Genomic DNA, 25,165 nt, shown 5'->3' with positions numbered 1-25,165 from the left:
AATGAATGCTGAAAAAATTCAAAATGCTGCAGGATTTTTAAAACAAAAATATGAGAGTACGCCCAGAATTGGTCTTATTTTAGGATCTGGTCTTGGTGTCCTAGCGGATGAAATTGAGAACCATGTAAAAATTCCATATAATCAGATACCTGACTTCCCAATTTCTACAGTTGAAGGTCACGCTGGACAATTAGTGTTTGGTCTATTAAGTGGAGTAGAGGTTGTTGCCATGCAAGGAAGGTTCCATTTCTATGAAGGATATAGTATGGAAAAAGTAACTTTTCCCGTTCGCGTCATGAAGGAACTCGGGGTTGAGATGTTAATCGTAACCAATGCAGCGGGCGGAGTAAATGAAACCTTCTCTGCAGGTGATTTAATGATTATATCCGATCACATTAATAATATGGGCACAAATCCATTAATAGGACCGAATGATGCCAAGTTTGGTGTCCGTTTCCCTGATATGTCAGAGGCATATACGAAAGAATTACGTGCTGTGGCAAGGGAAATTGCCGACCGCTTAAATATCAAGGTGAAAGAGGGCGTCTATTTCGGAAATCCTGGGCCTGTTTATGAAACGCCTGCTGAAATTCGAATGGTGCGCACTTTGGGCGGAGATGCAGTCGGAATGTCGACTGTACCAGAAGTAATCGTTGCCCGTCACAGTGGTATGAAGGTTCTTGGAATTTCTTGTATTTCGAATATGGCGGCAGGAATTCTTGATCAACCACTTACCCATGATGAAGTTATTGAAACAACGGAAAGAGTGAAAGCTGATTTTCTTCAATATATAAAAGAAATTGTAAAAACGATCGCTTAATAAGAAAGCGGAAGCGCCCGGTTAGCGGCGTGATATAAATTCGTTATAAGAAAATTTCGTAAAGTGGTGATTATAATGAGAATGGTTGACTTAATAGAGAAGAAAAGAGATGGGCAGGAACTATCAACAGAAGAAATAAATTTTATTATTAAAGGATATACCGATGGGTCGATTCCAGATTACCAAGTTAGCGCCTTAACGATGGCTATTTTTTTCAAAGGGATGACGGAACAGGAAAGAGCCGATTTGACCATGGCCATGGTTGAATCAGGCGATCAAATTGATTTATCACAAATTGAGGGAATTAAAGTTGATAAACATTCTACTGGCGGTGTAGGCGACACAACCACCCTAGTTCTTGGACCTCTGGTTGCTGCACTTGGTGTACCTGTGGCAAAAATGTCGGGACGAGGCTTAGGCCATACCGGAGGAACAATTGATAAATTAGAAGCAGTAAAAGGCTTCCATGTTGAAATTGAAAATGAAGAATTTATCGACCTTGTTAATAAAAATAAGATTGCTGTTATTGGTCAAAGTGGAAATTTAACTCCTGCAGATAAAAAACTTTATGCTTTACGTGATGTGACAGCAACTGTTGATAGCATTCCACTAATCGCAAGTTCTATCATGAGTAAAAAGATAGCAGCGGGTGCAGATGCTATAGTTCTTGATGTCAAAACCGGCGCGGGTGCATTTATGAAGACACTTGATGATTCTCGGGAATTGGCAAGAGCAATGGTACGAATTGGGAACAATGTTGGCAGAAGAACAATGGCTGTTATTTCTGACATGAGTCAACCACTTGGTTTTGCGATTGGTAACGCGCTTGAAGTCAAAGAAGCGATTGATACTTTAAAGGGTGAAGGTCCTGAAGACTTAACAGAGCTTTGTTTAACCCTAGGCAGCCACATGGTTTACTTAGCTGAAAAGGCTAGCTCATTAGCAGAAGCACGCACCCTGCTTGAAGGTGTCATAAAGGACGGAACAGCACTTGAAAAATTAAAAGTATTTTTAAGCTCACAAGGTGGGGATGCATCAATTGTTGATGACCCTTCAAAAATGCCTCAAGCAAAGTATACCTTTGAACTTGAAGCCAAAGAAGATGGCTATGTATCCGAAATTGTTGCAGATGAGGTTGGTACAGCGGCGATGATCCTTGGAGCTGGACGAGCAACGAAGGAATCTGTTATTGATTTAGCAGTGGGCCTTGTCTTAAGAAAGAAAATCGGTGACCAAGTCAAAAAAGGCGAATCATTAGTAACGATTTACAGCAACTTCGAAAATGTAGAAGAAGTAAAAACAAAGCTTTATCATAATATTAAAATTTCAGCAACAAAAATAAACGCACCAATCCTTGTCCATGAAGAAATAACAGAATAAAAGAGGTTAAAGGGTGTCAGGCACCATGTGAAAAATTCACATGGTGCCTGACACCCTATTTTTATTTTCTCTATGAGGAAATAATTGTATAAAGTTATTAATTTTGGAAAAAATGGATGCTATAAAGAATGGAGGGTTATGCGAATGAAACGATTTGTCTCTGCGATAGTGACATTTTTTTTACTTACAAGTTTAATGAGTACATCTGCTTTTGCAGCTGAAGAAAAAAAGAATGCTGAAGAAAAGAAGAATGCTGATATCGTCAACAATGTAAAATCCGCTATTTTAATTGAACGTGATACCGGTAAAGTGCTTTATGAGAAAAACAGTAATGAAGAGCTTCCACCTGCAAGTATGACCAAAATTATGACGATGCTTTTAATTATGGAGTCAATCGATCAAGGAAAACTTACTTGGAATGAAAAAGTCAGAGCAAGTGAGTATGCTGCCTCGATGGGCGGTTCGCAAATTTTTCTTGAAGCTGGCGAAGAAATGACCACCAAGGAAATGTTAAGAGGAATTGCAATTGGTTCTGGAAATGATGCTTCTGTTGCTATGGCTGAGAGAATTGCAGGGTCAGAAGAAGCATTTGTTGACATGATGAATGATAAGGCCAAAGAACTTGGCTTAAAACATACTTACTTTAAAAATACGACGGGACTCCCGGTCAGTGGTCATTTCAGCACTGCAAGTGATATGGCTATTATGGCGAAAGAACTATTAAAATATGAAGACATTACGAAATTCACTGGGATGTATGAAGCATATCTTCGTGAAGATACAGACAAAAAATTCTGGCTTGTTAATACCAATAAATTGGTGCGCTTTTATCCTGGTGTGGACGGACTCAAAACCGGCTTTACTGCAGAAGCGAAGTACTGCTTAACAGCAACAGCACAAAAGAACGGCATGCGCGTAATTGCAGTTGTGTTTGGTGCGCCTACATCAAAGGAAAGAAATGCCCAAGTAACAAAAATGCTTAACTATGCCTTCAACCAATATCAAACACGCCCTATGTATAAACGTAACCAGACAATTGCCCAAGTGAGAATAAGCAAAGGACAGGAAAAGTCTGTGGAGGCTGTAACAAGTGAGCCAATTTCCTTGCTGACTAAAAAGGGCGAAAAAACAGGGGATGTAAAGCGTAAGGTGATTATCACTAAAAATCTTAATGCCCCAATTCATAAAGGTGATAAAGTAGGGACCATAAAGTTGATTAAGGATGGAGAAGTGTTTTTAGAAAGTCCTTTATTAGCAAATAAAAATGTAAAAGAAGCTGGATGGTGGACCCTATATAAACGTTCCTTCGGTATGTTTACAAAGGCAGGTAAATAACCGGCAATTCCGGTTTTCGGTGTCGAATTAACTAGATATGTCACTTCTTTTAGCGAAAAACGACTAGTTTTGTATTTGGAGAAGGATATTTACACCCGTAAAGAGAATTGACTCACTATACCAGATTAAGGAGGACGTGGATAGTGAGTCTTAATATTAATATGGAAACAAAACATGACGTTCTATGTATTCGTTTAAGCGGTGAATTAGATCACCACACCGCGGATGAACTTCGCGAAAAAGCGATTGCAGTTATTGAAAAAAATGATATTCGTCATATTGTCTTAAATCTGGAACATCTTTCATTTATGGACAGTTCAGGCTTAGGCGTTATATTAGGCAGATACAAACAAATTAAACAGGTGCACGGTGAAATGGTGGTTTGTGCAATTTCCCCTGCAATACAAAGATTATTCGATATGTCTGGTTTATTCAAAATCATAAAAATGGAACCGACAGAAGAATTTGCATTGCAAAGATTGGGGGTGGCCTGAGTGAAGAATGAAATGAATCTTCAATTCAGTGCATTAAGTCAAAATGAGTCCTTTGCCCGTGTAACTGTTGCAGCTTTTATAGCACAACTAGATCCTAATATGGATGAGTTGACAGAAATCAAAACAGTCGTGTCAGAAGCCGTGACCAATGCAATTATACATGGTTATGAAAATGACCCAAATGGAATTGTTTATATTCAAGTAATCATTGAAGATAGTTTAATTGATCTGACAATAAAAGATGTTGGAATGGGAATTGTAGATGTGGAAGAAGCTCGTCAGCCATTATTTACAACAAAGCCGGACTTAGAACGTTCCGGTATGGGTTTTACTATCATGGAGAATTTCATGGATGAGGTAGAGGTTCATTCACAGCCAGGTCGAGGAACCGAGGTTAGATTACGAAAGCATTTACAAAACCGCAAAATGCTTTGCAATTAAGGAGACTTGCCAATGGATGTGGAGGTTAAGAACAATAAAGGTCAAACATATTTAAAGGACCATGAAGTAAAAGAGCTCATCAAAAAGAGCCAAGACGGAGACCAAGTATCAAGGGATTTAATCGTTGAAAAGAATATGCGTCTGGTCTGGTCTGTTGTCCAACGGTTTCTTAATCGGGGCTATGACCCTGATGACCTATTCCAGATTGGTTGTATCGGATTATTAAAATCAGTTGATAAATTTGACCTTTCATATGATGTAAAGTTTTCGACATATGCAGTTCCAATGATTATTGGTGAAATCCAGCGATTTATCCGTGACGATGGAACCGTTAAGGTTAGCCGCTCACTGAAAGAAATGGGAAACAAAATCAGAAAAGCGAAGGATGATTTATCGAAAACGCTTGGAAGAATTCCGACCGTTAACGAGATATCAGCCCATCTTGAGCTGACACCGGAGGATGTAATTCTTGCTCAAGAAGCAAGCAGGACACCTTCTTCCATTCATGAAACCGTTTATGAAAATGACGGGGACCCGATTACATTACTTGACCAAATTGATGACGGTAATGATGGAAAATGGTTTGATAAAATTGCCTTAAAGGAAGCTATCCGTGAATTGGATGAACGTGAAAGACTTATTGTCTATTTAAGATATTATAAGGACCAAACACAATCTGAAGTCGCCCTTAGGCTCGGGATTTCTCAGGTACAAGTATCGCGACTTGAAAAAAAAATATTGCAGCAAATGAAAGGCCGTATGGATCTCTGATTCATACGGTTTTTCATTTGTTGAATAACTTTGGGAATTTTTGGATTTCATGAAAAAAATGCTTATTACTCATACTATTTATACGAGGAAATCATTGTGTGGGAAGTGAATGTTTTGGAAGAAACAATATACATCCGCATGCGGAATCGTGTCCAAACACCGCCTGAAGAAAAAGTATTGTTAAAGGATATTGCCCAAGTCATTGCCCCGGATGAAGTTCTTTCACATTTACAAACTATGATGATCCATCAATTAACAGATGCGGACCAGAATATAGTCATCATAGATGTCATGAAAGTAATCCACATATTAAAAAGAGAATTTGGAGAAATGGAAGTTCAAACCATTGGTCCTGCGCAGACCATCATTGAAGTTACGTATAAGAAAAAGAGAGTTTTCATTCCCTATTTTCTTTTAATATGGTTTCTCTTATTTTTTGGTTCTGCCATGGCGATCATGAATTTTCATGATGATGTAAGTATGAAGAGTGTCCAAGAAAAATTATATACCATTATTACTGGAAAAAAAGAAACAAAACCATTACTGTTTCAAATCCCCTATTCTATTGGTTTAGGCTTAGGAATGATACTATTTTTTAACCATGTTTTTAAGAAACGTATTAATGAAGAACCCAGTCCTCTAGAAGTAGAAATGTTTAATTACCAAATGGATTTAGATAATTACGTAATTATCCATGAAAATAAAGAAAGTATAAAAAAAATCAATGATGATTAGTATTTTAGCGATTATCTTTTTAGGTGTAGCAAGCGGACTGGCGGTAGGTTCTGGTTTTGTAGCTTTTCTTACGGTGCTCGGAGTTATCCCGAGACTAACACAACTTAGTAAAACAATGAAAATGATTCAACATTATGAATGGGCAGTATTCTTAGGAGCACTCACGGGGGTAGGAGCGAGCCTAAGGGACCCCGTTTTAAACATTCCTTCCTTCCCATTAATTTTTCTAGGATTGACCGGTGGGACTTTTTATGGAATGTTGGCTGCCGCTCTTACAGAGGTATTAAATGTCTTCCCCATTCTCGCCAAAAGAATCCGATTAGATGGAGAAATTACCATATTAATTATGGCCATCGTATTAGGGAAGATTTTTGGATCTATCTTCCAATGGGTTTATTTTGTTCATCATTAAAACTTTTGAAAACAGTCTAGCACTGGTGCTTAGCAGGCGCTTACGCTTTTCTGATGAAAGGACATCACAGAATGAGCATTCGGAGGCGTGTTATTTTAATAACTGATGGTGACGAATATGCAAAAAGGGCTGTAGAGCATGTTGCTAGAGAAATTGGCGGCAGGTGTATATCCAGTTCCCAAGGAAATCCGTCAACATTAACTGGACTTGAAATAGTCAAGTTAATAAAAAAGACTCCTCACGATCCTGTATTAGTGATGTTTGATGATAGTGGTATAGTTGGAGAAGGCGCAGGTGAAAATGCATTGAAATTTGTTGCTCAACATAAAGAAATTGAAGTTCTGGGCATCATTGCTGTCGCAGCAAAATCAAGACATGAAGAATGGGCTAGGGTGGACGTAAGCATCGATCGTGATGGGAATTTAACACCATATGGGGTAGATAAATTTGGTATACCAGAGCTTGAAATCGGGAGAATAAATGGTGACACTGTTTACTGCCTCGATGAATTGAAGGTACCTATCATCGTAGGCGTTGGGGATATTGGCAAAATGGCAAGACGTGACTCCTACAAGCAGGGTTCCCCGATAACGAAAAAAGCAGTGGAGCTTATACTTGAAAGGAGTGGCTTTCATGTCAAGAAGTAACGAACAAAAATGGCCAATCCCGGAATCGGTAAATGAAATAGAAAATTATATGAAACAACGGGTGGGCCTTGGGGTAAGCTTTGATTTTGGAGTAAGGAAATTAAAAGTCCTCAAAAAAGACGTCCATATTTACTATGTTAATGGGTTATGTGATACCAGTTACATTATTCAATTGATTAAAGAATTAGTAGAAATCAATTATCATGAAAAATTATCGACAGACCTCTTTAAGATTGTTGAAAATAGACTAGTTAATCAATCTGTTGAACAGATTAACCAGCTGGATATCATTGTCGACAAGGTTTTATCTGGATTGATTGTTGTTGTAATGGAAGGGGAAAATACTGCTTTTGCCATTGATGTTAGAAGCTATCCAGGCAGGCAGCCTCAAGAGCCCGATACAGAAAAGGTAGTTAGAGGATCACGTGATGGTTTTGTTGAAAATATTATTTTAAATACAGCTTTAACAAGACGAAGAATTCGAGATGAACGACTGCGCTTCGAAATGCTAAAGGTGGGCGAACGGTCCAAGTCAGATGTGGCTTTAGGTTACTTAGAAGATGTTGCAGATCCAGATATGATAAATATTATTCGTAAAGAAATAAAAGCAATTGAAACAGATGGAATTCCAATGGCTGATAAAACAATCGAAGAATTTATCTTGAAACAGGGTTGGAATCCATTTCCACTGGTAAGATATACGGAGCGTGCTGATATTGCAGCTACACATATTCTTGAAGGGCATGTTGTTATTTATGTCGACACTTCACCTAGTGTTATTATTGCTCCTACTACATTTTTCCATCACGTGCAGCATGCAGAGGAATTCCGTGAATCACCAGCAATGGGAACATTTGTGCGTTGGACGCGTTTTTTAGGGATATTGACATCTATTTTACTACTTCCATTATGGTTGTTGTTTGTATTGGAACCTTCATTATTACCTGAAAAGCTGTCGTTTATTGGACCGAATGAACAGACCAATATTCCCATTATCGTTCAAATATTTTTAGCGGATTTTGGGATTGAATTTTTACGGCTAGCAGCAATTCATACACCAACACCACTTTCTACAGCAATGGGTTTAATCGCATCAATATTGATTGGGCAAATTGCTATTAGTGTAGGTCTATTTGTTCCAGAGGTAATCTTGTACGTCGCCGTTTCGGGGATTGGCACTTTTACAACTCCTAGTTATGAATTAAGTGTAGCAAACAAAATTGGTCGATTAACACTGTTGATTCTTGTGTCATTCTTCCATTTGCCTGGATTTATCATTGGGGCTACGGTATTCTTTCTCTTCCTTGTTAAAATACGTGCCCTTAATACACCTTATTTATGGCCATTCCTACCTTTTGAGCCGAAAGGATTTTTGCAGATAATTGTCCGTAGAGCAATACCAGGCTCCATTCTCAGACCTAGTATTGTACATCCTAGAAACCGATACAGGCAGCAGCCTAAAGCGAACGAGAAATAATTGCACTTTTCTAGCAGTTATGCTAAAGTATTTTTAATTAAATAAAGGGATAAAGTGTGAAAATAGGCAGTATCTTTTGCAGATTCTGTCTATTTATTATTATCTTTTATGATTGTCCGCATAAACTATAGTGAGTGATTGAGAGAGAGGGAAGGGAATGTATTTTTACGGGACAACAGGGGTAAATAAAAATGGAAATTTAGAAATTGGCGGAGTTGATTCTGTTGAGTTGACTAAAGAATTTGGAACTCCCCTTTACGTATATGACGTCGCATTAATGCGCGAGAGGGCACGGTCCTTTAAGCGGGCATTTGAAGAACAAAATATTAAGGCACAAGTGGCCTATGCCAGTAAAGCTTTTTCAACCATTGCCATGATTCAGCTCGCCGAGGAAGAGGGGTTGTCACTCGACGTAGTATCCGGGGGTGAATTGTATACTGCGTTGGCTGCAGGATTCCCAGTCGAGAGAATTCATTTTCATGGAAATAATAAAAGTAGAGAAGAATTAGAAATGGCATTGGATCAGGAAATCGGCTGTATTGTTGTGGATAATTTTTCGGAACTTGCGCTATTAAAAGCAATTTCAATCGAAAAAAATGCACATGTAAATATCCTGCTAAGGGTAACTCCGGGAATCGAAGCCCATACACATGATTACATTTTAACTGGGCAGGAAGATTCGAAGTTTGGGTTCGATCTTCAAAATGGACAAGCGGAAGACGCATTAAAAATGGCGCTTGAAATTGAAAACTTTGAGGTACTTGGACTCCATTGCCATATTGGATCACAAATTTTTGAAACAACTGGCTTTTTATTAGCTGCAAAAAAGATTGTCGAAAAAATGGAAGCATGGAAAAAGGAACTTTCCTTTGAAGCAAAGGTTTTAAATTTGGGCGGGGGCTTCGGGATCCGCTATACAAAAGAAGATGAACCATTACAACCATTCCAATATGTGAGTGAAATTATACGGGAAGTAAAAAAGTTAACGGAGAACTACTCTTTAAAAATGCCGGAAATTTGGATAGAGCCAGGTCGTTCACTTGTTGGCGATGCAGGAATTACTCTTTATAAAGTGGGTTCGTCCAAAGAAGTACCTGGTGTTAGAAAGTATTTAGCGGTTGATGGCGGAATGAGTGACAATATTCGACCTGCACTCTATCAGGCGAAATATGAAGCTGTTCTTGCAAATAAGCCATTAACGAAAGCGAATAAAACTGTTTCAATCGCTGGGAAATGCTGTGAATCTGGAGATATGTTGATTTGGGATTTGCCGCTTCCAGAAACTGGAGAAGAGGATATTCTCGCAGTTTTTTGCACGGGTGCCTACGGCTATTCAATGTCAAATAACTATAATCGAATCCCGCGTCCGGCTGTCGTTTTTGTAGAAAATGGAACAGTAACACTTGTAGTAAAAAGAGAGACCTACGAAGACTTACTACGCCATGATTTGCCGCTGAAATAGAAAAAGCTGCCACTTCGTTTGAAGTGGCAGCTTTTTCTGATTCAGTTAGGAGAATATGGATTTAATGGCATCAATGAGCCAAATAAAAAATTGTTTAATTTTTTCTAAGAAACCTTGTCCTTCTTCTGATTGAAGAAATTTAGAAATACGATCTTTAGCTTTATTAAGTTGGTCGCTAACTTGGTTCCAATCAATGTTTAAATCTTTGAGCTTATTAAAAAAGTCCATTAATCGTTTCATTTCTTCATCAGTAAGTTTAACATTTAATTCATTTGCAGCTTGTTCAATAATATTTTGTAATTCTTCATCATTTTTTGGTTTATTCTTAGCAATTTCTTCTTTCACTTTCGCAATTAATGCAGCAGCGTTCTTATCACCAATGGATTCTCCTAGTTTAGCGGTTTCGACCATTTCCTGGTTTGCTGCTTGTTTTACTTCTTCAGGAATCGTTTCATCAGCAGATATTTCATAGGCTTTTATGATACCTGTAAGCGCGGCCGTTCCAGAAACCGTAATCGGGGATGTTATATAAATTTTTGCATCCTTAACACCCGCAGTGATAAGGGCATTGACATACATCTCGTCCGTAACCCAGTTAATATTTTTGGTTTCAACGGTAATCCCAGACCCCTTAGCTTGAATGGTTATAGCAGATGATGATATGGCCTTTGTGCCGATGTATGATTTTGATACGTATTTCCCTAAATATTGATGTTCCTCCTGATTCGATACAGTTACTATTTGTACATCATTTGGAGCACCCATTTCCGTTAATAGTTTATTCTTTTGCTCTTTTGTTAAATTTTCACCTAATGTAACAATCATGTCCCCTTCAGCTATATCAGCAAAAGTGGGGACTGGATTGATAAGTAGCAAACTTAACAATAAGTAAATAAGAATTTTCTTCATAGTTTCCTCCTCGTAACTCTAAAAGGTAGTAAAGAATTGTTGAGACTCTTTTATTAATTAATATAACCGAATCCAATAATAATAACGTAAATATCTACACGGAAGTTTCATAGATAGTTAATCTTAACAAAAAAAATACAAAATTTGTAAGCGGATATAAGCAGAATAGATTATTTTTGTAATTTAGTGTAGAATGGAAGTCATGTACAACATCTTCAAAACTTATTTTGGAGGAAGCTTTTCATGAAGAGAACTAACTGGGTGTTATTTAGTATTCTTATTGGCTTGTCCGTTCTATGGGGAATTATTTATTGGATTTTTATTGGACCCAGACACTAAGAATAATTTTATTGATGATTGACCATTTATTATGTATCATGGTGATTAATGAAACATAATAACTGCGACTACATATAATGAATAATGTTTAATATTGATTTTCTTGGTAAAAATATACTATTGTTAAACCAAATATTTTATCGGTTTATTTAATATAATGAGGGATCTAAATGTTAATTCGTTATAAAAGAACTTTCGAAAAAATTGCAATGGGTTTATTATCCTTTATGCCCAGCGAAAAAGACTTAAAAAAGCTCCAACAAACCATGAAGGAATATGAAACAGAAGAGCATTTGCAGCTTTTTCTTTGGAAAGAAGAAGATATAATAGGGCTTTTGGGTGTCTTGAATCACGATGATACCAATTCTATAGAAATCCTTCATATCTCCGTGAATCCTTCGCATCGTTTTCAGGGAATCGGTAAAAAAATGGTTAAAGCACTGAATGAAATGTATGCAGAAAAAGAAATTACTGCAAATGAAAATACAGCAGCTTTTATCGAAAAATGTGATTTTTGCTAGATTACATTCAAAAAAGCAGCGAATAATAAATTTATTCGCTGCTTTTCCGCGTCTTTAATGACCGAGTTCTTTCTTCTATTATACTGGATCTGTCACGTAATTTATGACGGTGGACAAGGGAGTTATTTGTAAGATCACTTTCATTTCCCCAAATAAACCCCTTTTGATCACATGCCTTTTTGGCAAATTCTAATAAGGCGGGGTCACAAATGGGTAAGGAAATGCTTCTGTATGATTCTCCTTTTTGTAATGCAGAAATCTGTCTATTTAACAAGTGGTAAAAATCCACTTTATTTAATCCGAGTTTTGTCAATGAATCCGATTGTAATTTAAGTATCATTATTGCTTTTCTTAATGTTCGTTCAGCACCGCTAAAATTACTTCGACGATGATGATAAGCAGATACTGACAATAAAATAAAACCGACCCAGACGGAATCCTTGTTTCTCGGATCGGTCTTTTTCCAGTAATCTTCAAGTAGTTCATGGCACTCGAAATAATCACGATCGCCATGAAAATGGGCTAAAAAATGTATATACTCGCTCGGGTACAAGCAATTCTCCCCCTTACAAAATGTTTAGTATAGTTTATCACAGTTAAATGGTTCCTTTATAATATTAGAATTTTACTTTTCAAAAAAAAAGCCCGTCAATATTGACGGGCAAGTAGTTCTAATTAATATTGGTAGCCGGAGCGAACAGTAATATGTGTAATCCTGAACAATTCCTAATGTTTAATTAATAGACCCAGGAAGCACCAACGATAATTAACAAGATAAATAGAACTACAATTAACGCAAATCCGGATCCGAATCCGTCTGACATATTCATTACCTCCTAAAAAATGTTTTGTTCTTTTCCTTGTCATCATATGTAGGATATTTGTCCATTGTTATGGGCAATCATCATGTTTTGATAATATTCCCTCGCCATGTTGATTTTTCTATTGGATAACCTTATTTAATCCTCTATACTATTAATATTCGAAGTGAATGATCAACGAACTTATTTTAAAGAATTTTGGTGAGTTATAATGCCATACCAGGTGAAAATCGATGCATTTGAAGGACCATTAGATTTGCTGCTCCATTTAATTAATGGTTTAGAAATTGATATATATGATATTCCGGTTGCCGAAATAACCGAGCAATACTTAATGTATATTAAGACAATGAATGAGCTCAAGCTCGATGTTGCAAGCGAGTTTTTAGTTATGGCTGCGACGTTGCTCGTAATTAAGAGTAAAATGCTTTTACCAAAGCATGAGGAAGTTCTCGATGTAGAGGATCCTGACTTGTTATTCGAAGAAGATCCAAGAGACGAACTTGTTGAGCGTTTAATAGAGTATCGAAAATATAAAGAAGCAGCCCATGACTTAAAATCCATGGAAGTGGAACGAGGGCTAATGTATACAAAGCCGCCAAGTGATCTTTCTGAGTTTGCGAAAGAGAAACAGCCGGAAAAAGAGGAGTTAAATGTTTCTCTGTATGATATGCTGGCTGCACTTCAAAAATTAATGCGACGAAAGAAACTTCAGCGTCCAATGGCAACGAAGATTACTCGTCAGGAAATATCTATTGAAACCAGAATGACAGAAATTATGGTGGAACTTAAGCAGCTTAAAGGACAAAAAAACTTTAATGAATTATTTCCCTATCCGGCTAAGGACCATATCGTCGTAACCTTTTTGGCCGTCTTGGAACTTATTAAAAGAAAAGAGATTGACGCCCAGCAACAAGAGAACTTTGGAGATATTTATGTTAAAGCCGTAAAGGAAGGGGCAGAAATGATTGGAAATCATTAACTGGAACAGTATCCTAGAAAGCCTGTTGTTTGCTGCAGGGGATGAAGGGCTTTCACTGAAACAGCTAGCAGAGGTTCTAGAAGTGAATGAACTTAAGGCAAGTGAAATCATTGAGGATCTGAAAAAAGAATATGAGCGGGACAACAAAAGGGGAATTATGATGGTCCAGCTTGCTGGTACCTATCAACTTGCAACAAAGAAAGAAAATGCAACTTATCTAAAGAAACTTGTTGATTCCCCCCATACTTCCACATTGTCACAGGCAGCGCTAGAAACATTGGCCATCATTGCCTATAAACAGCCAATCACTCGAGCTGAAATTGAGGAAATTCGCGGTGTGAAAACAGAAAGACCTTTGCATACACTAATGGCAAAAGCGTTAATAAAAGAAGTTGGCCGTGCAGAGGGTACTGGAAGAGCCTACTTATATGGAACAACGAAAGAGTTTCTGGACTACTTTGGTCTGAAAAGTATTGAAGAACTACCCCAGCTTCCCGAAAAGGCAGAAGATGAATTTATTCAGGAAGAGGCAGATCTATTTTTTGAAAAATTTCAGGAGACGATTAATTCTTAATTTTCCAATACTTACTTAATTTTATGATAAAATAAACGTAGGTTAATTATTCAATTCTTTCACGACATGTTAAAAAGATATTTACATGTGATATTGTCATTGGCCAAGGAGTGGGATTAATTTGTTAATTAAAGAGTGTAAAGGCTTTGAATTAGAAAAGGAACAATCAAATACTTCTGAGGACTATTTTAACAGAAGCATCGTTACTTTTTCTGAAGATGGTGAGGAAAAAACGCTGCACGTTTTATATGTTAGGTATTTCGATGAATTCTTCCATGAATTCACTCCGTACAAGCAAGACCCGATTATGGTTCAGGATAACAATGAGGTTTCGTTTAAAGACATCGTAGCACTTGTATGTCTCTTGAAAAATCCAGGCCTGCGCAGCCGAAAACGACTTTATATTAATTCAAAGCAGGAATTTGCTTCTTATTTTCAAGATATCAATTATAATAAATTACCTGAAATTTTTCTTTCTCTTAACCAAAAGAAAGAATATGAGCTTCGTTCTCCGCTAGAGTTCATTATGCAGCCAAAATAAGCAATGTTTACGAAGTAAAAATAATTTAGGGGGTTAACAATGGGCAATACATTGGTAAAAACACAATTAAATGATGTAAAGAATTTTTTAGGGAAGTCAATTTTAACATTAGAGGATTTTTTAAATGAAGCAACGCTTTCGCAATTAGACTTGGAAAATGAAGAAGATCGTAATTATAATAAATTAATCTTTGCAAATTTACGGAAATTAATTGTTTATAGTGAAGAAGGTTTAGATGCGTGCTCCGTAATTTTGCAAGGCAGTCCTTTTCAAAAAGCAGCAGCAGAAAAAACTCTTTATAAAATTTATCATCAGTGTATTGAAGAGTTTTTCTCACCGAAGAATGATGCCTGGTTCGAAGACAGCAGGTCAGCTTACACGGGAAGAAACTCTATCAAGTTTTATCGAAACATTTCTGACAGTATTGTACAGTTGGTCAAAAGTTTAGAAGGTGATTTTCAAAGGATTAGGGAAGAACTAGAGTATTATGAAACAGATTATCGAACAAAAATGATCCAATCAAAATAAGATTATCATTGAAAGGGCGGTCCTATTATTAGGGCGGCCTTTTATCATGTTCTTTTCTTGCTCTCACCCTCATACCATCTAGGTAGGCTACTTATAAAGCATCCTATTGTCAGGAAGAAGGGATAGAATGGATCGTTTTAGTCGTTATGTAAACGAACTGTTTGAGTGGAATGAGCAAATGAAACAGTTTCTTCAATCAGAAAAGGAGGGAGGAAATTCTGATTTATGGGAACATCTTGATAATTTCACTGAATTAATCGAAAACACAGGCAGACAATTATCAAATGAAGAGCTACTCAGCCTTCAAGCAAAGGCTGAGCATATCCATGAGCAAATGGAAGATTATTTTAAAAGAAAACAAGAAGGCGGAGTCATTTGGGTGGCAGAAAAAGTTGTACCCGCTGGGGGCCATACACTCCCTGACCTTCCCTACCCCTATAATGCACTAGAACCATATATTTCAGAGGAAATCATGAAGCTTCATCATGATAAGCATCACAGAGCATATGTTGATGGATTAAATAAAGCAGAAATTAATCTTAAAAAAGCAAGGGAAACTAACGATTTTTCATTAATTAAACATTGGTCACGAGAGCTTGCCTTTCATGGGTCTGGACATTATCTTCATACAATTTTTTGGAAAAACATGAGCCCCAATGGCGGGGATCATCCAAAAGGATTGTTAAAAGGTGAAATTGAGAAATACTTTGGAAGTTTTGCGGCGTTTAAAAAGCAATTTTCTGAAGCGGCTAAGCAAGTAGAAGGAGTAGGCTGGGCCATATTAGTTTGGTCTCCACGAGCAAGGCATTTAGAGATACTGCAATCTGAACGACATATGCTATTGACCCAGTGGGATACCATTCCACTCTTAGTATTAGATGTTTGGGAGCATGCTTATTATCTTCAGTATAAAAACAAAAGGCCGGATTATGTCGACAATTGGTGGAACTTAGTAAATTGGCATGATGTAGAAATGCGGTTTGAAAAAGCAGCGGACATCAAATGGACAGCATTTTAACTTGGCTGTTGATTTCCGCTCCAGGCGCGTGCGGTTCGCGGGCGGTCCCGGGGAGCCTCCTCCGCGCTAAGCGCCTGTGGGGTCTCCCCTGCCCCGTCCTCCCGCAGGAGTCTTCGCGCCTTCCGCTACAATCAACGTAGGCTTTAAATCAATAATGACCTTTAACATGGTCAAAAAGAAAAGCAGACGAAATTGTCGTCTGCTTTTCTTTTTCTTCAGCAAATTGTCATAACAAGCCTCGTCCTGCATAAACTTGTACAAGAAAAATGAAATGCAGAAGTGCCTTCTTTGGCACTGAAGCGAGATAACTTTACAAGGGGACGAGGTTAATCTAATGAGAATGATTTGGAAGCTAGTTATGTTTTCCCTCATAGTCTCAATATTCATTGCTAACATTCCTCAAAAGGTGGATGCTTCAGTTTCCGTAAGTGCAGCAAGTGCGGTTTTGATAGAGCAGAAATCAGGTCGTATCCTTTATGAGAAAGATGCCAACACAAAAAGAAGAATCGCAAGTATAACGAAGATAATGACTGCGAAACTAGCAATCGAATCGGGGAAAATGAATCAATATGTAAAAGTTAGCGAACAAGCGACTCGTGCAGAAGGATCGTCAGTCTATTTAAAGCCAGGCGAAAAAATTAAGCTTAAGGACCTAGTATATGGGTTGATGCTAAGGTCCGGAAATGACACGGCTGTAGCAATCGCCGAGTACGTTGGGGGAAGTGTAGAGGGATTTTCCTATTTAATGAATCTAAAGGCAAAGGAAATCGGGATGTTAAATACCCATTTTGCCAATCCACATGGACTTGATGACCGTGAAGACCATTACTCAACAGCCTATGACATGGCCGTGTTAATGCGCTATGCCATGCAGGATAAAACCTTTAAGAAAATCTCTGGTACAAAGGTATATAGAGCACCAAACCCCACAGAAGATTGGGACCGTGTCTGGAAAAATAAAAACCGCTTGCTAACAAAGTATAAATATACAACCGGTGGGAAAACAGGTTATACCAAACGAGCCAAAAGGACATTGGTAACAACTGCAACAAAAGGAGATATGAGCCTAATTGCAGTAACCTTGAACGGACCAGACGATTGGAATGATCATATTTCCATGTATGAGATTGGATTTAAAGGGTTTGATATGGCTGAAGTATTACCTGAGGGTAAAATTGAGGATGTAAAAAATAAGTATTATAAGAATCATTTATACGTAAAGAAATCAATTGTTTATCCTGTAAAGAGCGAGGAAATGGACTTATTTTCTATTAAATATAAGTTGAATAAGCCTGCCAAAAAATTTGATAATGACAAGAAGAATGAAGAAATTGTTGGAAAGGCAGCAGTTTACTTAGATGGAAGAGTTGTTCAAGAAACTCCGATTTACTATCAGAAGGTGCCCGAGCAGAAAAAAAGGTTGTTGGATTTTGTAAAGGAAATTTTTCTTATCTTTATTGGTGTAAAGTCCAATGGTTAATTATATCTGGGTGTTTATGACTGTTGTTGGGTTTATTTTCGCGCTATTCAATGGGACAATGGCTGAAGTGAATAAAGCAATATTTGATGGTGCGAAAGAAGCGGTGACCCTTTGTATTGGACTTATCAGCGTTCTCGTCTTTTGGCTTGGAATGATGCGGATTGCGGAGGAGTCCGGCCTTTTAGAACGCCTATCTAAACTGTTTCGACCGCTTGTCAGACGATTATTTCCTGAAGTACCTGTAAGCCATCCAGCAATGGGCTATATTTTATCAAATATGATTTCAAATATGTTCGGATTGGGAAATGCAGCTACTCCTCTTGGTATTAAAGCGATGGAAGAACTAAAAAAGTTAAATGGGGGAAAGGATTCAGCGAGCAGATCCATGGTTACCTTTTTAGCAATTAATACTGCAAGTATTACCATTATTCCAACAACTGTCATTGCGATTAGAATGAATTATCATTCTGCATCTCCTACTGAGATAGTCGTTCCAACGATTATAGCAACCATTATCTCTGCGATAGGTGCAATCTTAATTGACCGTTATTTCTATTATCGCAGAAGCAGAAAAGGATGAAAAAACATGGAGATGATATCGGTTATTTCGTTAACATTTATCCCCTTACTAATTGGGTTTATTCTATTATATGGTACCTTCAAACGCGTCCCAACCTATGAAAGTTTTGTTGAAGGTGGAAAAGAAGGAATTAAGATTGCCTTTTCAATTATTCCCTTCCTTGTTGGTATGCTTGTGGCCATTTCAATTTTTCGCGCGTCCGGTGCATTAGACGCTTTAATGAATTGGATTCGACCGATGATGAAATCAATTGGAGTACCCGCGGAAATAGTGCCTTTATTGATTATCAGGCCTATTTCTGGAAATGCTGCACTGGGAATGACAAGTGATTTAATTGGCGTTTATGGGCCAGACTCATTTATTGGCCGACTGGCTTCTGTTTTGCAAGGGAGTACAGACACAACCTTTTATGTTTTAACCGTCTATTTCGGAGCAGTTGGAATAAAAAAAATGGGGGATGCCCTAAAAGTAGGTCTACTTGCCGACGTAGTCGGAATTATCGCTGCAATTGTAGTAGTTTCGATGTTTTTTGGAACAAAATAATATAAAATGAATGAGCATGTTCAATTTGAACATGCTACAGACTGTCGACAAATCCGAAAAACTTGGGTTTGCCGGCAGTCTTTTTTATGTCTTTGTTAAATTGTTTGTTGATTTGCGCTCCAGGCGCTTCGCTTTCCGCGGGCGTAGCGGGGAGCCTCCTCGGCGCTTAAGCGCCTGCGGGGTCTCCCCTGCTCCGTACTCCCGCAGGAGTCTTCGCGCCTTCCGCTCCAATCAACAAGTTTTAAAATCAATAATGACCTTTAAATCAGTCCTTTGTATAATTAAGATACAGACATATAGATGAGGTGGATGAAATGCTAACTAAAAATACACAGATGAATCGTGATCAAATAGAAATGATAGCTTTAGAACAAGTTGTACCCGCGAACCACTTGGTTCGTAAGATAGAAGCTGCTATTGATTTTTCATTTATCTATTCACTTGTTCAAGATATGTACTCATCTGAACGGGGACGTCCGAGTATTGACCCTGTGGTATTGATAAAGATGGCTTTCATTCAATATACCTTCGGTATTCGCTCTATGCGTCAAACCATTGCAGAAATCGAAACGAATATGGCATATCGTTGGTTTCTCGGCTTTGGTTTTTATGATAAGGTACCTCACTTTTCAACGTTTGGTAAAAACTACGAGCGACGCTTTAAGGATACTGATTTATTTGAACAGATATTCTATCGTATTTTAAAGGAAGCCTCAGAAAAGAAATTGATTAGTAGCGAGCACGTATTTATTGATTCTACACATGTTAAAGCTAGTGCAAATAAGCGTAAATTTGAAAAGAAAGTAGTTCGAAAGGAATCGAAGGCTTATGAAACACGTCTACAAGAAGAGATTAATAAAGACCGGGATGATCACGGAAAAAAGCCATTTCCTCCAGATAAATTTGAAAAAGAAGAATTAAAGGAAATTAAAGAAAGTACCACTGACCCAGAAAGTGGTTATTACGTAAAGGATGAGCGAACGAAACAGTTCGCATATTCATTTCATGCGGCTTCGGATCGAAATGGTTTTGTTTTGGGTGCAATTGTAACCCCGGGGAATATCCATGATAGCGTCATTTTCGAGCCACTACTTGAGAAGGTCATTGAAAAACACGGGAAACCTGAAGCTGTTGCTGCTGATGCTGGATACAAAACACCTGCTATTGCTCAATTCGTAATTGAAAATGATATGACTCCTGCATTACCATATACACGACCTCGTACGAAGGACGGTTATATGAAAAAACATGAGTATATTTATGATGAATACTACGATTGTTATATCTGTCCGCAAGGACAAATACTGAAATATGCAACGACGACGAAGAATGGAAAGCGTCAATACTTCTCTAATCCGTTTGAGTGCCAAAATTGTCCTTTACTTTCAGAATGCACGCAGAGTAAAGAACATAAAAAATTGATTGAGCGACATGTTTGGGAACATTACATAGAAGAAGCCGATCATCTTCGTCACACACAAGAAAATAAAAGCATTTACGCAAGACGTAAAGAAACGATTGAACGGGTCTTTGCGGATGCTAAGGAAAAGCATGGTATGCGTTGGACAACCTTAAGAGGCTTAAAAAAATTGTCCATGCAAGCGATGCTTACTTTTGCTGCCATGAACTTGAAAAAGATGGCCAGCTGGACGTGGAAAGGTCCAGAATTGGCGTAATAATAGTCAAAGGTAGGTCTAAATTTTGCTCTTATGAGCAAAAATCCAATAAAAAGGCATCCGAATGGGCTCATTCGAATGCCTTTTGTCTACAATCTGGAGCATGTTCAATTTGAACATGCTATTTTAATATTTTTCTGTAATAATACCCGTGACTTTGAAAAGTGAAGAAATTATGTCATAATTCATTAGGATAGGTTTCTGTGTTCGTTACCCTAGTAATAAGGAAATTACTATTTCTGAAAAGGAAACCAATGGCTCTATGGAGCCATCTTATTTTTTATACAGATAAATTCGAGGTGGAATGAATGGAAAGATTGCAAAAAGTAATTGCTCGAGCGGGCATTGCTTCAAGAAGGAAATCTGAGGACTTAATTAAAGAAGGGCGTGTAAAGGTTAACGGAAAGGTTGTTACAGAGCTTGGTCTGAAGGTATCTTCATCTGATAAGGTAGAGGTAAATGAAATACAGATTGAGAAAGAAGAACCTGTTTATTTCCTTTTATATAAACCAAGAGGAGTTATTTCAAGTGTGAACGACGAGAAGGGCAGAAAGGTAGTGACGGATTTCTTTCCGCATTTAAAAGAAAGGATTTATCCCGTTGGACGCCTTGATTATGATACATCAGGATTATTAGTGTTAACGAATGATGGAGAATTTGCTAATTTACTCATGCATCCGAAAAGTGAAATAGACAAAGTTTATGTTGCAAAAATAAAAGGCATTCCCTCAAAGGAAAATCTAAGGAAGCTTGAAAAAGGAATCCGTCTAGAAGATGGAAAAACAGCTCCAGCTAGAGTGAAATTGCTCTCAGCAGATAATAAAAAACAATCGGCCATTGTTGAAATAACCATCCATGAAGGTAGAAATCGTCAAGTTAGAAGGATGTTTGAAGCAATTGGTCATGATGTATTGAAATTAAAGCGTGAACGATATGCCTTCTTAACACTAAATGGTTTAAAAACGGGCGATGCAAGAGAGCTAACCCCACATGAAGTAAAGCAGCTAAGGGCACTAGGGTTAGGCTCAACCAAAAAAAATTCATAAAACCGTCACAAATGCTATTCTTCATTTACACTGTATTTGTGTTGTAAAATGCTATAATTAGACAAACTGTGTCATGTGATTTACTGGAGGGGAATTAATTGAAAAAGCGGCGATTAGTTGTAAGAACTATCATACTACTTTTACTAGGGGCTGCCGTTGTTTATACGCTATATGCTAATTTTACAAAAGATAATAAACAAAAAGTGGCGGTTGATAGCTTAGCTCCTGATTTTGCATTAGTTGATATGCAAGGAAATAAACATCAGCTTTCCGATTATCGCGGCCAAGGGGTTTTCTTAAATTTCTGGGGAACATGGTGCCCGCCTTGTAAAAAGGAAATGCCGTATATTAATAATCAGTATCATCAGTATAAGGACAAAGGGGTACAAGTTTTAACAGTAGATATTCAAGAATCTAAACTTGCAGTTAATCAATTTGCTGACCGACTTAAGCTGGATTTTCCGATTATGATTGATACAGATAAGGATGTAATGAATACTTATGGTATTGATCCGCTGCCAGCTACATTTTTGATTGATAAGAATGGCAAGGTCGTTAAATATTATACGGGTGAGTTAACAGAAGAGAAAATTAGGGAATTTATGGAGAAAATAAAACCTTAGGTTGTTGGGAGTTTTTTCAATGAAAGATGTTAAATGTGAATGCGGGCATGTAAATCCACATGGAACTGTTTTATGTGAGGCATGCGGAAAAGTGCTGGATGAGAAAATAAACCCTGCAGAACTTCTCGATATGCGCTATGAAGGAAGTGCAAGACGTTCACAAACATATAATAAAACATTTATTGATAAAATATGGAACTTTTTTTCATCAGTGAAGGTTGGCGTTTGGCTGATTATTATTACCTTAATTGCTTCATCACTTGGTACGATTTTGCCGCAGGAAATGTATATAGACTTGCCTGCAGATGTTTATTACGAGCAGGAATATGGTTGGGTTGGTAAATTATATTACCAATTAGGTTTTAATAATTTATATGGTTCCTGGTGGTATTTATTATTAATTGCGATGATCGGTATATCCTTGGTCATTTGTAGTCTCGATCGGGTAGTGCCATTATATAAGGCCCTTAAGGCCCAAAGGGTTACAAGACACGAAGGTTTTTTAAAACGTCAGCGCATTTTTGGTGTGAACGAAAGTACAGATGAAAATGATCTTACGATAATTAAGAAGCATTTAATGGCAAGACGTTACCATGTCCGCGAAGAAAATGGAGATATCTTAGCTGAAAAAGGGCGTTTTTCTCGCTGGGGTCCGTATGTAAACCATGTTGGATTAATTATTTTCTTACTCGGCGGGATGCTGCGCTTTATTCCTGGAATGTATGTTAATGAGAACCTTTGGGTCAGGGAGGGAGAAACAGCTCTTGTTCCTGAGACAGAAGGACAGTTCTATCTCCAAAATAACAAATTCATTTTAGAACACTATGATAAAAATAAAGACAAAACATTTGAAAAGGCTATTAATATGGCTGGAGATGTTGTGAAAAATTATCAATCGAATGTTGTTCTTTATAAGCGTGTTGGAAATAATCTACCTGGCGAGAAACCAAAGCTCAAGAAAGTAACCGAATATAAGGTAAGAGTAAATCTCCCTCTCACCTTTGAAGGTTATTCTGTCTTCCAAGCTTCATTCCGAAATGAACTCAATACGATGTCATTTTCATTAACAAATAAAAATACGAAAAAAGCCATTAACGATCTTAAAATTGATCTTACAGATCCGAAGATGAAGTATGATCTTGGTAATGGGTATTCTGTTGAAATTCTAAACTACTTTCCAGATTTCGAATTTGCGGAAAATGGGGAGCCAACAACAAAATCACGAGTTCCAAACAACCCTGCCTTTGTCTTCCGGATGGTATCCCCTGAAAAGCCAAAAGGGGAAACAAGTTTCGTTGCCATCAAGCAAACCATCGAGCCATTTGGGGCTAATCAATATAAAATGGCATTTAAAGGAATCGAAACAAAGAATGTTTCAGGATTTATTGTTCGGAAGGATTCAACATTATGGGCAATTATATTAGGTGGAATCATATTTATGATTGGCGTCATGCAAGGAGCCTATTGGAATCACCGTCGAATTTGGATTCAAAACAAAAATGGACAAATTTGGATTGCAGCGCATACAAACAAAAATTGGTATGGACTAAAAAAAGAAATGGAAACAGTTTTGACAGATACGAAACTTGAAATGCCAGACGATCAAGTTCAAAGGGAAGATACTGATAAACCTAAGGATAAGGAGAGTGTCTAGTTGGCAACGATTAGTAGTAATTTATTATTTATTTCTTTTATACTATATTTAGTTGCAACCCTGTTTTTCGGAGGGTCTATTAAATCCAAGAAGCAAGCGAATGAAAAGGAAGGAACCAACATATGGGGAAAGATTGCTGTACTGTTAACAATTGTTGGTTTTGTTTCGCAACTGGGTTACTTTATCACTAGATGGATTGCTGCGGGTCACGCTCCAGTTAGTAACATGTTTGAGTTCACGACATTCTTCGGAATGGCGCTTGTAGGTGCATTTATTGTCATTTATTTTATTTATCGAACAACCTTACTAGGATTATTTACAATGCCTGTCGCCCTATTGGTTATCGCTTATGCAAGTATGTTTCCAAAGGATATTACGCCATTAATACCCGCATTACAAAGTTATTGGCTGCATATTCACGTAACTACTGCGGCGATTGGGGAAGCTATTCTATCGATTAGCTTTGCGGCAGGGCTTATTTATCTCGTAAAGGCAATTGATCAAACAAAATCCAACAAACAAACCTTTTGGCTTGAAATGGTCATGTTTTCATTAGTTGCCGTACTTGGTTTCGTTGCCGTATCTTCACTATTTTCAGGGTTGGGTTACCATGAGAAATTTAATTGGGTTGATAAACATGATAACCAGGCTATTGTTGAATATACGATGCCTGCCATTTCCGGTCCGCATGAAGGAGACTTACTAACAAAAGATGGATTTAAGCCTTTGTTCGAGGTACCAGCTTTTATTAATGCCAAAAAATTAAATACAGTCATTTGGTCATTAATGGCGGGACTCGTTATTTATGGCTTAATTAGATTAATATTACGAAAACGAATTGCTGCAGCACTAAAACCGCTAGTTAAAAACATTAAACTAGACTTTGTTGACGAAATTAGCTATCGCTCTGTATTAATCGGTTTCCCAGTATTTACTCTGGGTGCACTCATTTTTGCAATGATATGGGCACAAATGGCTTGGTCACGATTTTGGGGATGGGACCCAAAAGAAGTTTGGGCTTTAATAACATTTCTATTCTATGCAGCATTTTTACATCTTCGCCTTTCAAAAGGGTGGCATGGCGAAAAATCTGCATGGTTAGCAGTACTTGGTTTTGTGATTATTATGTTTAACCTTGTTGCAGTCAATCTCGTTATTGCTGGCTTACATTCCTATGCGGGTTGAGCATTCACAATAGGTAAAATTTTATAGCCTTCACTTTCAAAAAGTGAAGGCTTTTTATTAAATTTTCAAGTGTAGCTATCGTTGTCAAATTATTGACACTTTTTATAGGAGAATTAGCACGAAAATATGGCATAAAACAATAGCGTTTTGTAAAATAAACTCCATGGGGGG

General features: G+C 37.6%; 28 protein-coding genes. 25 read left to right on the top strand and 3 right to left on the bottom strand.

What is annotated here, in order from left to right; translation table 11 throughout:
• Position 1: 1 nt before the first annotated feature.
• From CCK98_RS23905 to lysA, 11 genes are all read left to right on the top strand, one after another.
• On the top strand, positions 2–820 hold the full coding sequence (locus CCK98_RS23905) for a purine-nucleoside phosphorylase (protein WP_088088862.1): 819 nt from the start codon (positions 2–4) through the stop codon (positions 818–820).
• A 75-nt stretch (positions 821–895) separates the two neighbouring features.
• Positions 896–2,200 (top strand): pyrimidine-nucleoside phosphorylase, encoded by a 1,305-nt coding sequence (locus tag CCK98_RS23900; protein ID WP_088088861.1) that lies wholly within the window; start codon positions 896–898, stop codon positions 2,198–2,200.
• 144 nt (positions 2,201–2,344) lie between these two features.
• Positions 2,345–3,535, top strand: coding sequence for a D-alanyl-D-alanine carboxypeptidase family protein (locus tag CCK98_RS23895; RefSeq protein ID WP_088088860.1), 1,191 nt, complete (start codon positions 2,345–2,347; stop codon positions 3,533–3,535).
• Between the two features lie 143 nt (positions 3,536–3,678).
• Positions 3,679–4,029, top strand: coding sequence for an anti-sigma F factor antagonist (gene spoIIAA, locus CCK98_RS23890; protein WP_088088859.1), 351 nt, complete (start codon positions 3,679–3,681; stop codon positions 4,027–4,029).
• Positions 4,030–4,470, top strand: a complete 441-nt coding sequence (gene spoIIAB / locus CCK98_RS23885) for an anti-sigma F factor (protein ID WP_088088858.1) — start codon at positions 4,030–4,032, stop codon at positions 4,468–4,470.
• A 12-nt stretch (positions 4,471–4,482) separates the two neighbouring features.
• Positions 4,483–5,241 carry an RNA polymerase sporulation sigma factor SigF gene (sigF, locus tag CCK98_RS23880; protein WP_088088857.1) on the top strand — a complete coding sequence of 253 codons (759 nt, stop codon included), beginning with the start codon at positions 4,483–4,485 and terminating at the stop codon, positions 5,239–5,241.
• A 114-nt stretch (positions 5,242–5,355) separates the two neighbouring features.
• A complete protein-coding gene (locus tag CCK98_RS23875; protein ID WP_088090534.1) occupies positions 5,356–5,976 on the top strand; it encodes a stage V sporulation protein AA in 621 nt (206 codons plus the stop codon).
• Positions 5,966–6,388 carry a stage V sporulation protein AB gene (locus CCK98_RS23870; protein ID WP_088088856.1) on the top strand — a complete coding sequence of 141 codons (423 nt, stop codon included), beginning with the start codon at positions 5,966–5,968 and terminating at the stop codon, positions 6,386–6,388. The genes CCK98_RS23875 and CCK98_RS23870 overlap by 11 nt, the downstream gene beginning before the upstream one ends.
• Before the next feature lie 77 nt (positions 6,389–6,465).
• Positions 6,466–7,035: a stage V sporulation protein AE gene (locus CCK98_RS23865; RefSeq protein ID WP_142292239.1), complete on the top strand. Its 570-nt coding sequence runs from the start codon at positions 6,466–6,468 to the stop codon at positions 7,033–7,035.
• The gene (locus CCK98_RS23860) at positions 7,022–8,512 is read left to right on the top strand and encodes a spore germination protein (RefSeq protein ID WP_088088854.1); all 1,491 of its coding nucleotides are present in this window, start codon (positions 7,022–7,024) and stop codon (positions 8,510–8,512) included. The genes CCK98_RS23865 and CCK98_RS23860 overlap by 14 nt, the downstream gene beginning before the upstream one ends.
• Before the next feature lie 157 nt (positions 8,513–8,669).
• Positions 8,670–9,974 carry a diaminopimelate decarboxylase gene (lysA, locus tag CCK98_RS23855; RefSeq protein WP_088088853.1) on the top strand — a complete coding sequence of 435 codons (1,305 nt, stop codon included), beginning with the start codon at positions 8,670–8,672 and terminating at the stop codon, positions 9,972–9,974.
• A gap of 45 nt (positions 9,975–10,019) precedes the next feature.
• Here lysA and CCK98_RS23850 read toward each other — a convergent pair whose 3' ends face one another.
• A complete protein-coding gene (locus CCK98_RS23850) occupies positions 10,020–10,883 on the bottom strand; it encodes a DUF1002 domain-containing protein (protein ID WP_088088852.1) in 864 nt (287 codons plus the stop codon).
• Positions 10,884–11,392: 509 nt separating this feature from the next.
• Here CCK98_RS23850 and CCK98_RS23845 point away from each other — a divergent pair.
• The gene (locus CCK98_RS23845) at positions 11,393–11,743 is read left to right on the top strand and encodes a GNAT family N-acetyltransferase (RefSeq protein ID WP_088088851.1); all 351 of its coding nucleotides are present in this window, start codon (positions 11,393–11,395) and stop codon (positions 11,741–11,743) included.
• A 31-nt stretch (positions 11,744–11,774) separates the two neighbouring features.
• On the opposite strand, the gene CCK98_RS23840 is transcribed toward CCK98_RS23845, so the two are convergent.
• Both CCK98_RS23840 and CCK98_RS23835 read right to left on the bottom strand, forming a co-directional pair.
• Positions 11,775–12,296 (bottom strand): DUF309 domain-containing protein, encoded by a 522-nt coding sequence (locus tag CCK98_RS23840; protein ID WP_088088850.1) that lies wholly within the window; start codon positions 12,294–12,296, stop codon positions 11,775–11,777.
• Between the two features lie 184 nt (positions 12,297–12,480).
• Positions 12,481–12,573 carry a YjcZ family sporulation protein gene (locus CCK98_RS23835; RefSeq protein WP_088088849.1) on the bottom strand — a complete coding sequence of 31 codons (93 nt, stop codon included), beginning with the start codon at positions 12,571–12,573 and terminating at the stop codon, positions 12,481–12,483.
• 202 nt (positions 12,574–12,775) lie between these two features.
• Here CCK98_RS23835 and CCK98_RS23830 point away from each other — a divergent pair, with 202 nt between their 5' ends.
• The 13 genes from CCK98_RS23830 (at position 12,776) to ccsB (ending at position 24,994) form a co-directional block, all read left to right on the top strand.
• Positions 12,776–13,546, top strand: coding sequence for a segregation/condensation protein A (locus CCK98_RS23830; protein ID WP_088088848.1), 771 nt, complete (start codon positions 12,776–12,778; stop codon positions 13,544–13,546).
• The gene (gene scpB, locus CCK98_RS23825) at positions 13,533–14,120 is read left to right on the top strand and encodes an SMC-Scp complex subunit ScpB (protein ID WP_088088847.1); all 588 of its coding nucleotides are present in this window, start codon (positions 13,533–13,535) and stop codon (positions 14,118–14,120) included. The genes CCK98_RS23830 and scpB overlap by 14 nt, the downstream gene beginning before the upstream one ends.
• Before the next feature lie 121 nt (positions 14,121–14,241).
• On the top strand, positions 14,242–14,661 hold the full coding sequence (locus CCK98_RS23820) for a hypothetical protein (protein ID WP_088088846.1): 420 nt from the start codon (positions 14,242–14,244) through the stop codon (positions 14,659–14,661).
• Positions 14,662–14,700: 39 nt separating this feature from the next.
• Complete coding sequence (locus CCK98_RS23815) at positions 14,701–15,189, top strand: YpuI family protein (RefSeq protein WP_088088845.1); 489 nt, start codon at positions 14,701–14,703, stop codon at positions 15,187–15,189.
• A gap of 127 nt (positions 15,190–15,316) precedes the next feature.
• Positions 15,317–16,207: a superoxide dismutase gene (locus CCK98_RS23810; RefSeq protein ID WP_088088844.1), complete on the top strand. Its 891-nt coding sequence runs from the start codon at positions 15,317–15,319 to the stop codon at positions 16,205–16,207.
• Between the two features lie 334 nt (positions 16,208–16,541).
• Positions 16,542–17,687 carry a D-alanyl-D-alanine carboxypeptidase family protein gene (locus CCK98_RS23800; RefSeq protein WP_179195914.1) on the top strand — a complete coding sequence of 382 codons (1,146 nt, stop codon included), beginning with the start codon at positions 16,542–16,544 and terminating at the stop codon, positions 17,685–17,687.
• Positions 17,680–18,267, top strand: coding sequence for a nucleoside recognition domain-containing protein (locus CCK98_RS23795; RefSeq protein WP_088088842.1), 588 nt, complete (start codon positions 17,680–17,682; stop codon positions 18,265–18,267). Before CCK98_RS23800 ends, CCK98_RS23795 begins: the two co-directional genes overlap by 8 nt.
• Before the next feature lie 6 nt (positions 18,268–18,273).
• A complete protein-coding gene (locus tag CCK98_RS23790) occupies positions 18,274–18,810 on the top strand; it encodes a spore maturation protein (RefSeq protein WP_088088841.1) in 537 nt (178 codons plus the stop codon).
• Positions 18,811–19,124: 314 nt separating this feature from the next.
• Positions 19,125–20,486, top strand: a complete 1,362-nt coding sequence (locus tag CCK98_RS23785) for an IS1182 family transposase (protein ID WP_088088840.1) — start codon at positions 19,125–19,127, stop codon at positions 20,484–20,486.
• 308 nt (positions 20,487–20,794) lie between these two features.
• Positions 20,795–21,532: a 23S rRNA pseudouridine(2605) synthase RluB gene (gene rluB / locus CCK98_RS23780; RefSeq protein ID WP_088088839.1), complete on the top strand. Its 738-nt coding sequence runs from the start codon at positions 20,795–20,797 to the stop codon at positions 21,530–21,532.
• A 98-nt stretch (positions 21,533–21,630) separates the two neighbouring features.
• A complete protein-coding gene (gene resA / locus CCK98_RS23775) occupies positions 21,631–22,155 on the top strand; it encodes a thiol-disulfide oxidoreductase ResA (protein ID WP_088088838.1) in 525 nt (174 codons plus the stop codon).
• A gap of 19 nt (positions 22,156–22,174) precedes the next feature.
• Positions 22,175–23,809: a cytochrome c biogenesis protein ResB gene (locus tag CCK98_RS23770; RefSeq protein ID WP_088088837.1), complete on the top strand. Its 1,635-nt coding sequence runs from the start codon at positions 22,175–22,177 to the stop codon at positions 23,807–23,809.
• Positions 23,810–24,994, top strand: coding sequence for a c-type cytochrome biogenesis protein CcsB (gene ccsB, locus CCK98_RS23765; protein WP_088088836.1), 1,185 nt, complete (start codon positions 23,810–23,812; stop codon positions 24,992–24,994).
• Positions 24,995–25,165 lie beyond the last annotated feature (171 nt).

The sequence above is a fragment of the Bacillus sp. OV166 genome, assembly GCF_900177675.1.
Classification (GTDB): Bacteria; Bacillota; Bacilli; order Bacillales; family Cytobacillaceae; genus Neobacillus.
The sequence above is the reverse complement of the archived record's forward strand: the minus strand, read 5'-3'. Positions and strand labels throughout refer to the sequence as shown.

Coding starts and splice junctions, on each gene's coding strand:
- CCK98_RS23905 (WP_088088862.1), top strand. CDS start 2: ATGAATGCTGAAAAAATTCAAAATGCTGCAGGATTTTTAAAACAAAAA.
- CCK98_RS23900 (WP_088088861.1), top strand. CDS start 896: ATGAGAATGGTTGACTTAATAGAGAAGAAAAGAGATGGGCAGGAACTA.
- CCK98_RS23895 (WP_088088860.1), top strand. CDS start 2,345: ATGAAACGATTTGTCTCTGCGATAGTGACATTTTTTTTACTTACAAGT.
- sigF (WP_088088857.1), top strand. CDS start 4,483: ATGGATGTGGAGGTTAAGAACAATAAAGGTCAAACATATTTAAAGGAC.
- CCK98_RS23870 (WP_088088856.1), top strand. CDS start 5,966: ATGATGATTAGTATTTTAGCGATTATCTTTTTAGGTGTAGCAAGCGGA.
- CCK98_RS23860 (WP_088088854.1), top strand. CDS start 7,022: ATGTCAAGAAGTAACGAACAAAAATGGCCAATCCCGGAATCGGTAAAT.
- lysA (WP_088088853.1), top strand. CDS start 8,670: ATGTATTTTTACGGGACAACAGGGGTAAATAAAAATGGAAATTTAGAA.
- CCK98_RS23850 (WP_088088852.1), bottom strand. CDS start 10,883: ATGAAGAAAATTCTTATTTACTTATTGTTAAGTTTGCTACTTATCAAT.
- CCK98_RS23845 (WP_088088851.1), top strand. CDS start 11,393: ATGTTAATTCGTTATAAAAGAACTTTCGAAAAAATTGCAATGGGTTTA.
- CCK98_RS23835 (WP_088088849.1), bottom strand. CDS start 12,573: ATGAATATGTCAGACGGATTCGGATCCGGATTTGCGTTAATTGTAGTT.
- CCK98_RS23830 (WP_088088848.1), top strand. CDS start 12,776: ATGCCATACCAGGTGAAAATCGATGCATTTGAAGGACCATTAGATTTG.
- CCK98_RS23815 (WP_088088845.1), top strand. CDS start 14,701: ATGGGCAATACATTGGTAAAAACACAATTAAATGATGTAAAGAATTTT.
- CCK98_RS23810 (WP_088088844.1), top strand. CDS start 15,317: ATGGATCGTTTTAGTCGTTATGTAAACGAACTGTTTGAGTGGAATGAG.
- CCK98_RS23800 (WP_179195914.1), top strand. CDS start 16,542: ATGAGAATGATTTGGAAGCTAGTTATGTTTTCCCTCATAGTCTCAATA.
- CCK98_RS23795 (WP_088088842.1), top strand. CDS start 17,680: ATGGTTAATTATATCTGGGTGTTTATGACTGTTGTTGGGTTTATTTTC.
- CCK98_RS23790 (WP_088088841.1), top strand. CDS start 18,274: ATGGAGATGATATCGGTTATTTCGTTAACATTTATCCCCTTACTAATT.
- CCK98_RS23785 (WP_088088840.1), top strand. CDS start 19,125: ATGCTAACTAAAAATACACAGATGAATCGTGATCAAATAGAAATGATA.
- rluB (WP_088088839.1), top strand. CDS start 20,795: ATGGAAAGATTGCAAAAAGTAATTGCTCGAGCGGGCATTGCTTCAAGA.
- CCK98_RS23770 (WP_088088837.1), top strand. CDS start 22,175: ATGAAAGATGTTAAATGTGAATGCGGGCATGTAAATCCACATGGAACT.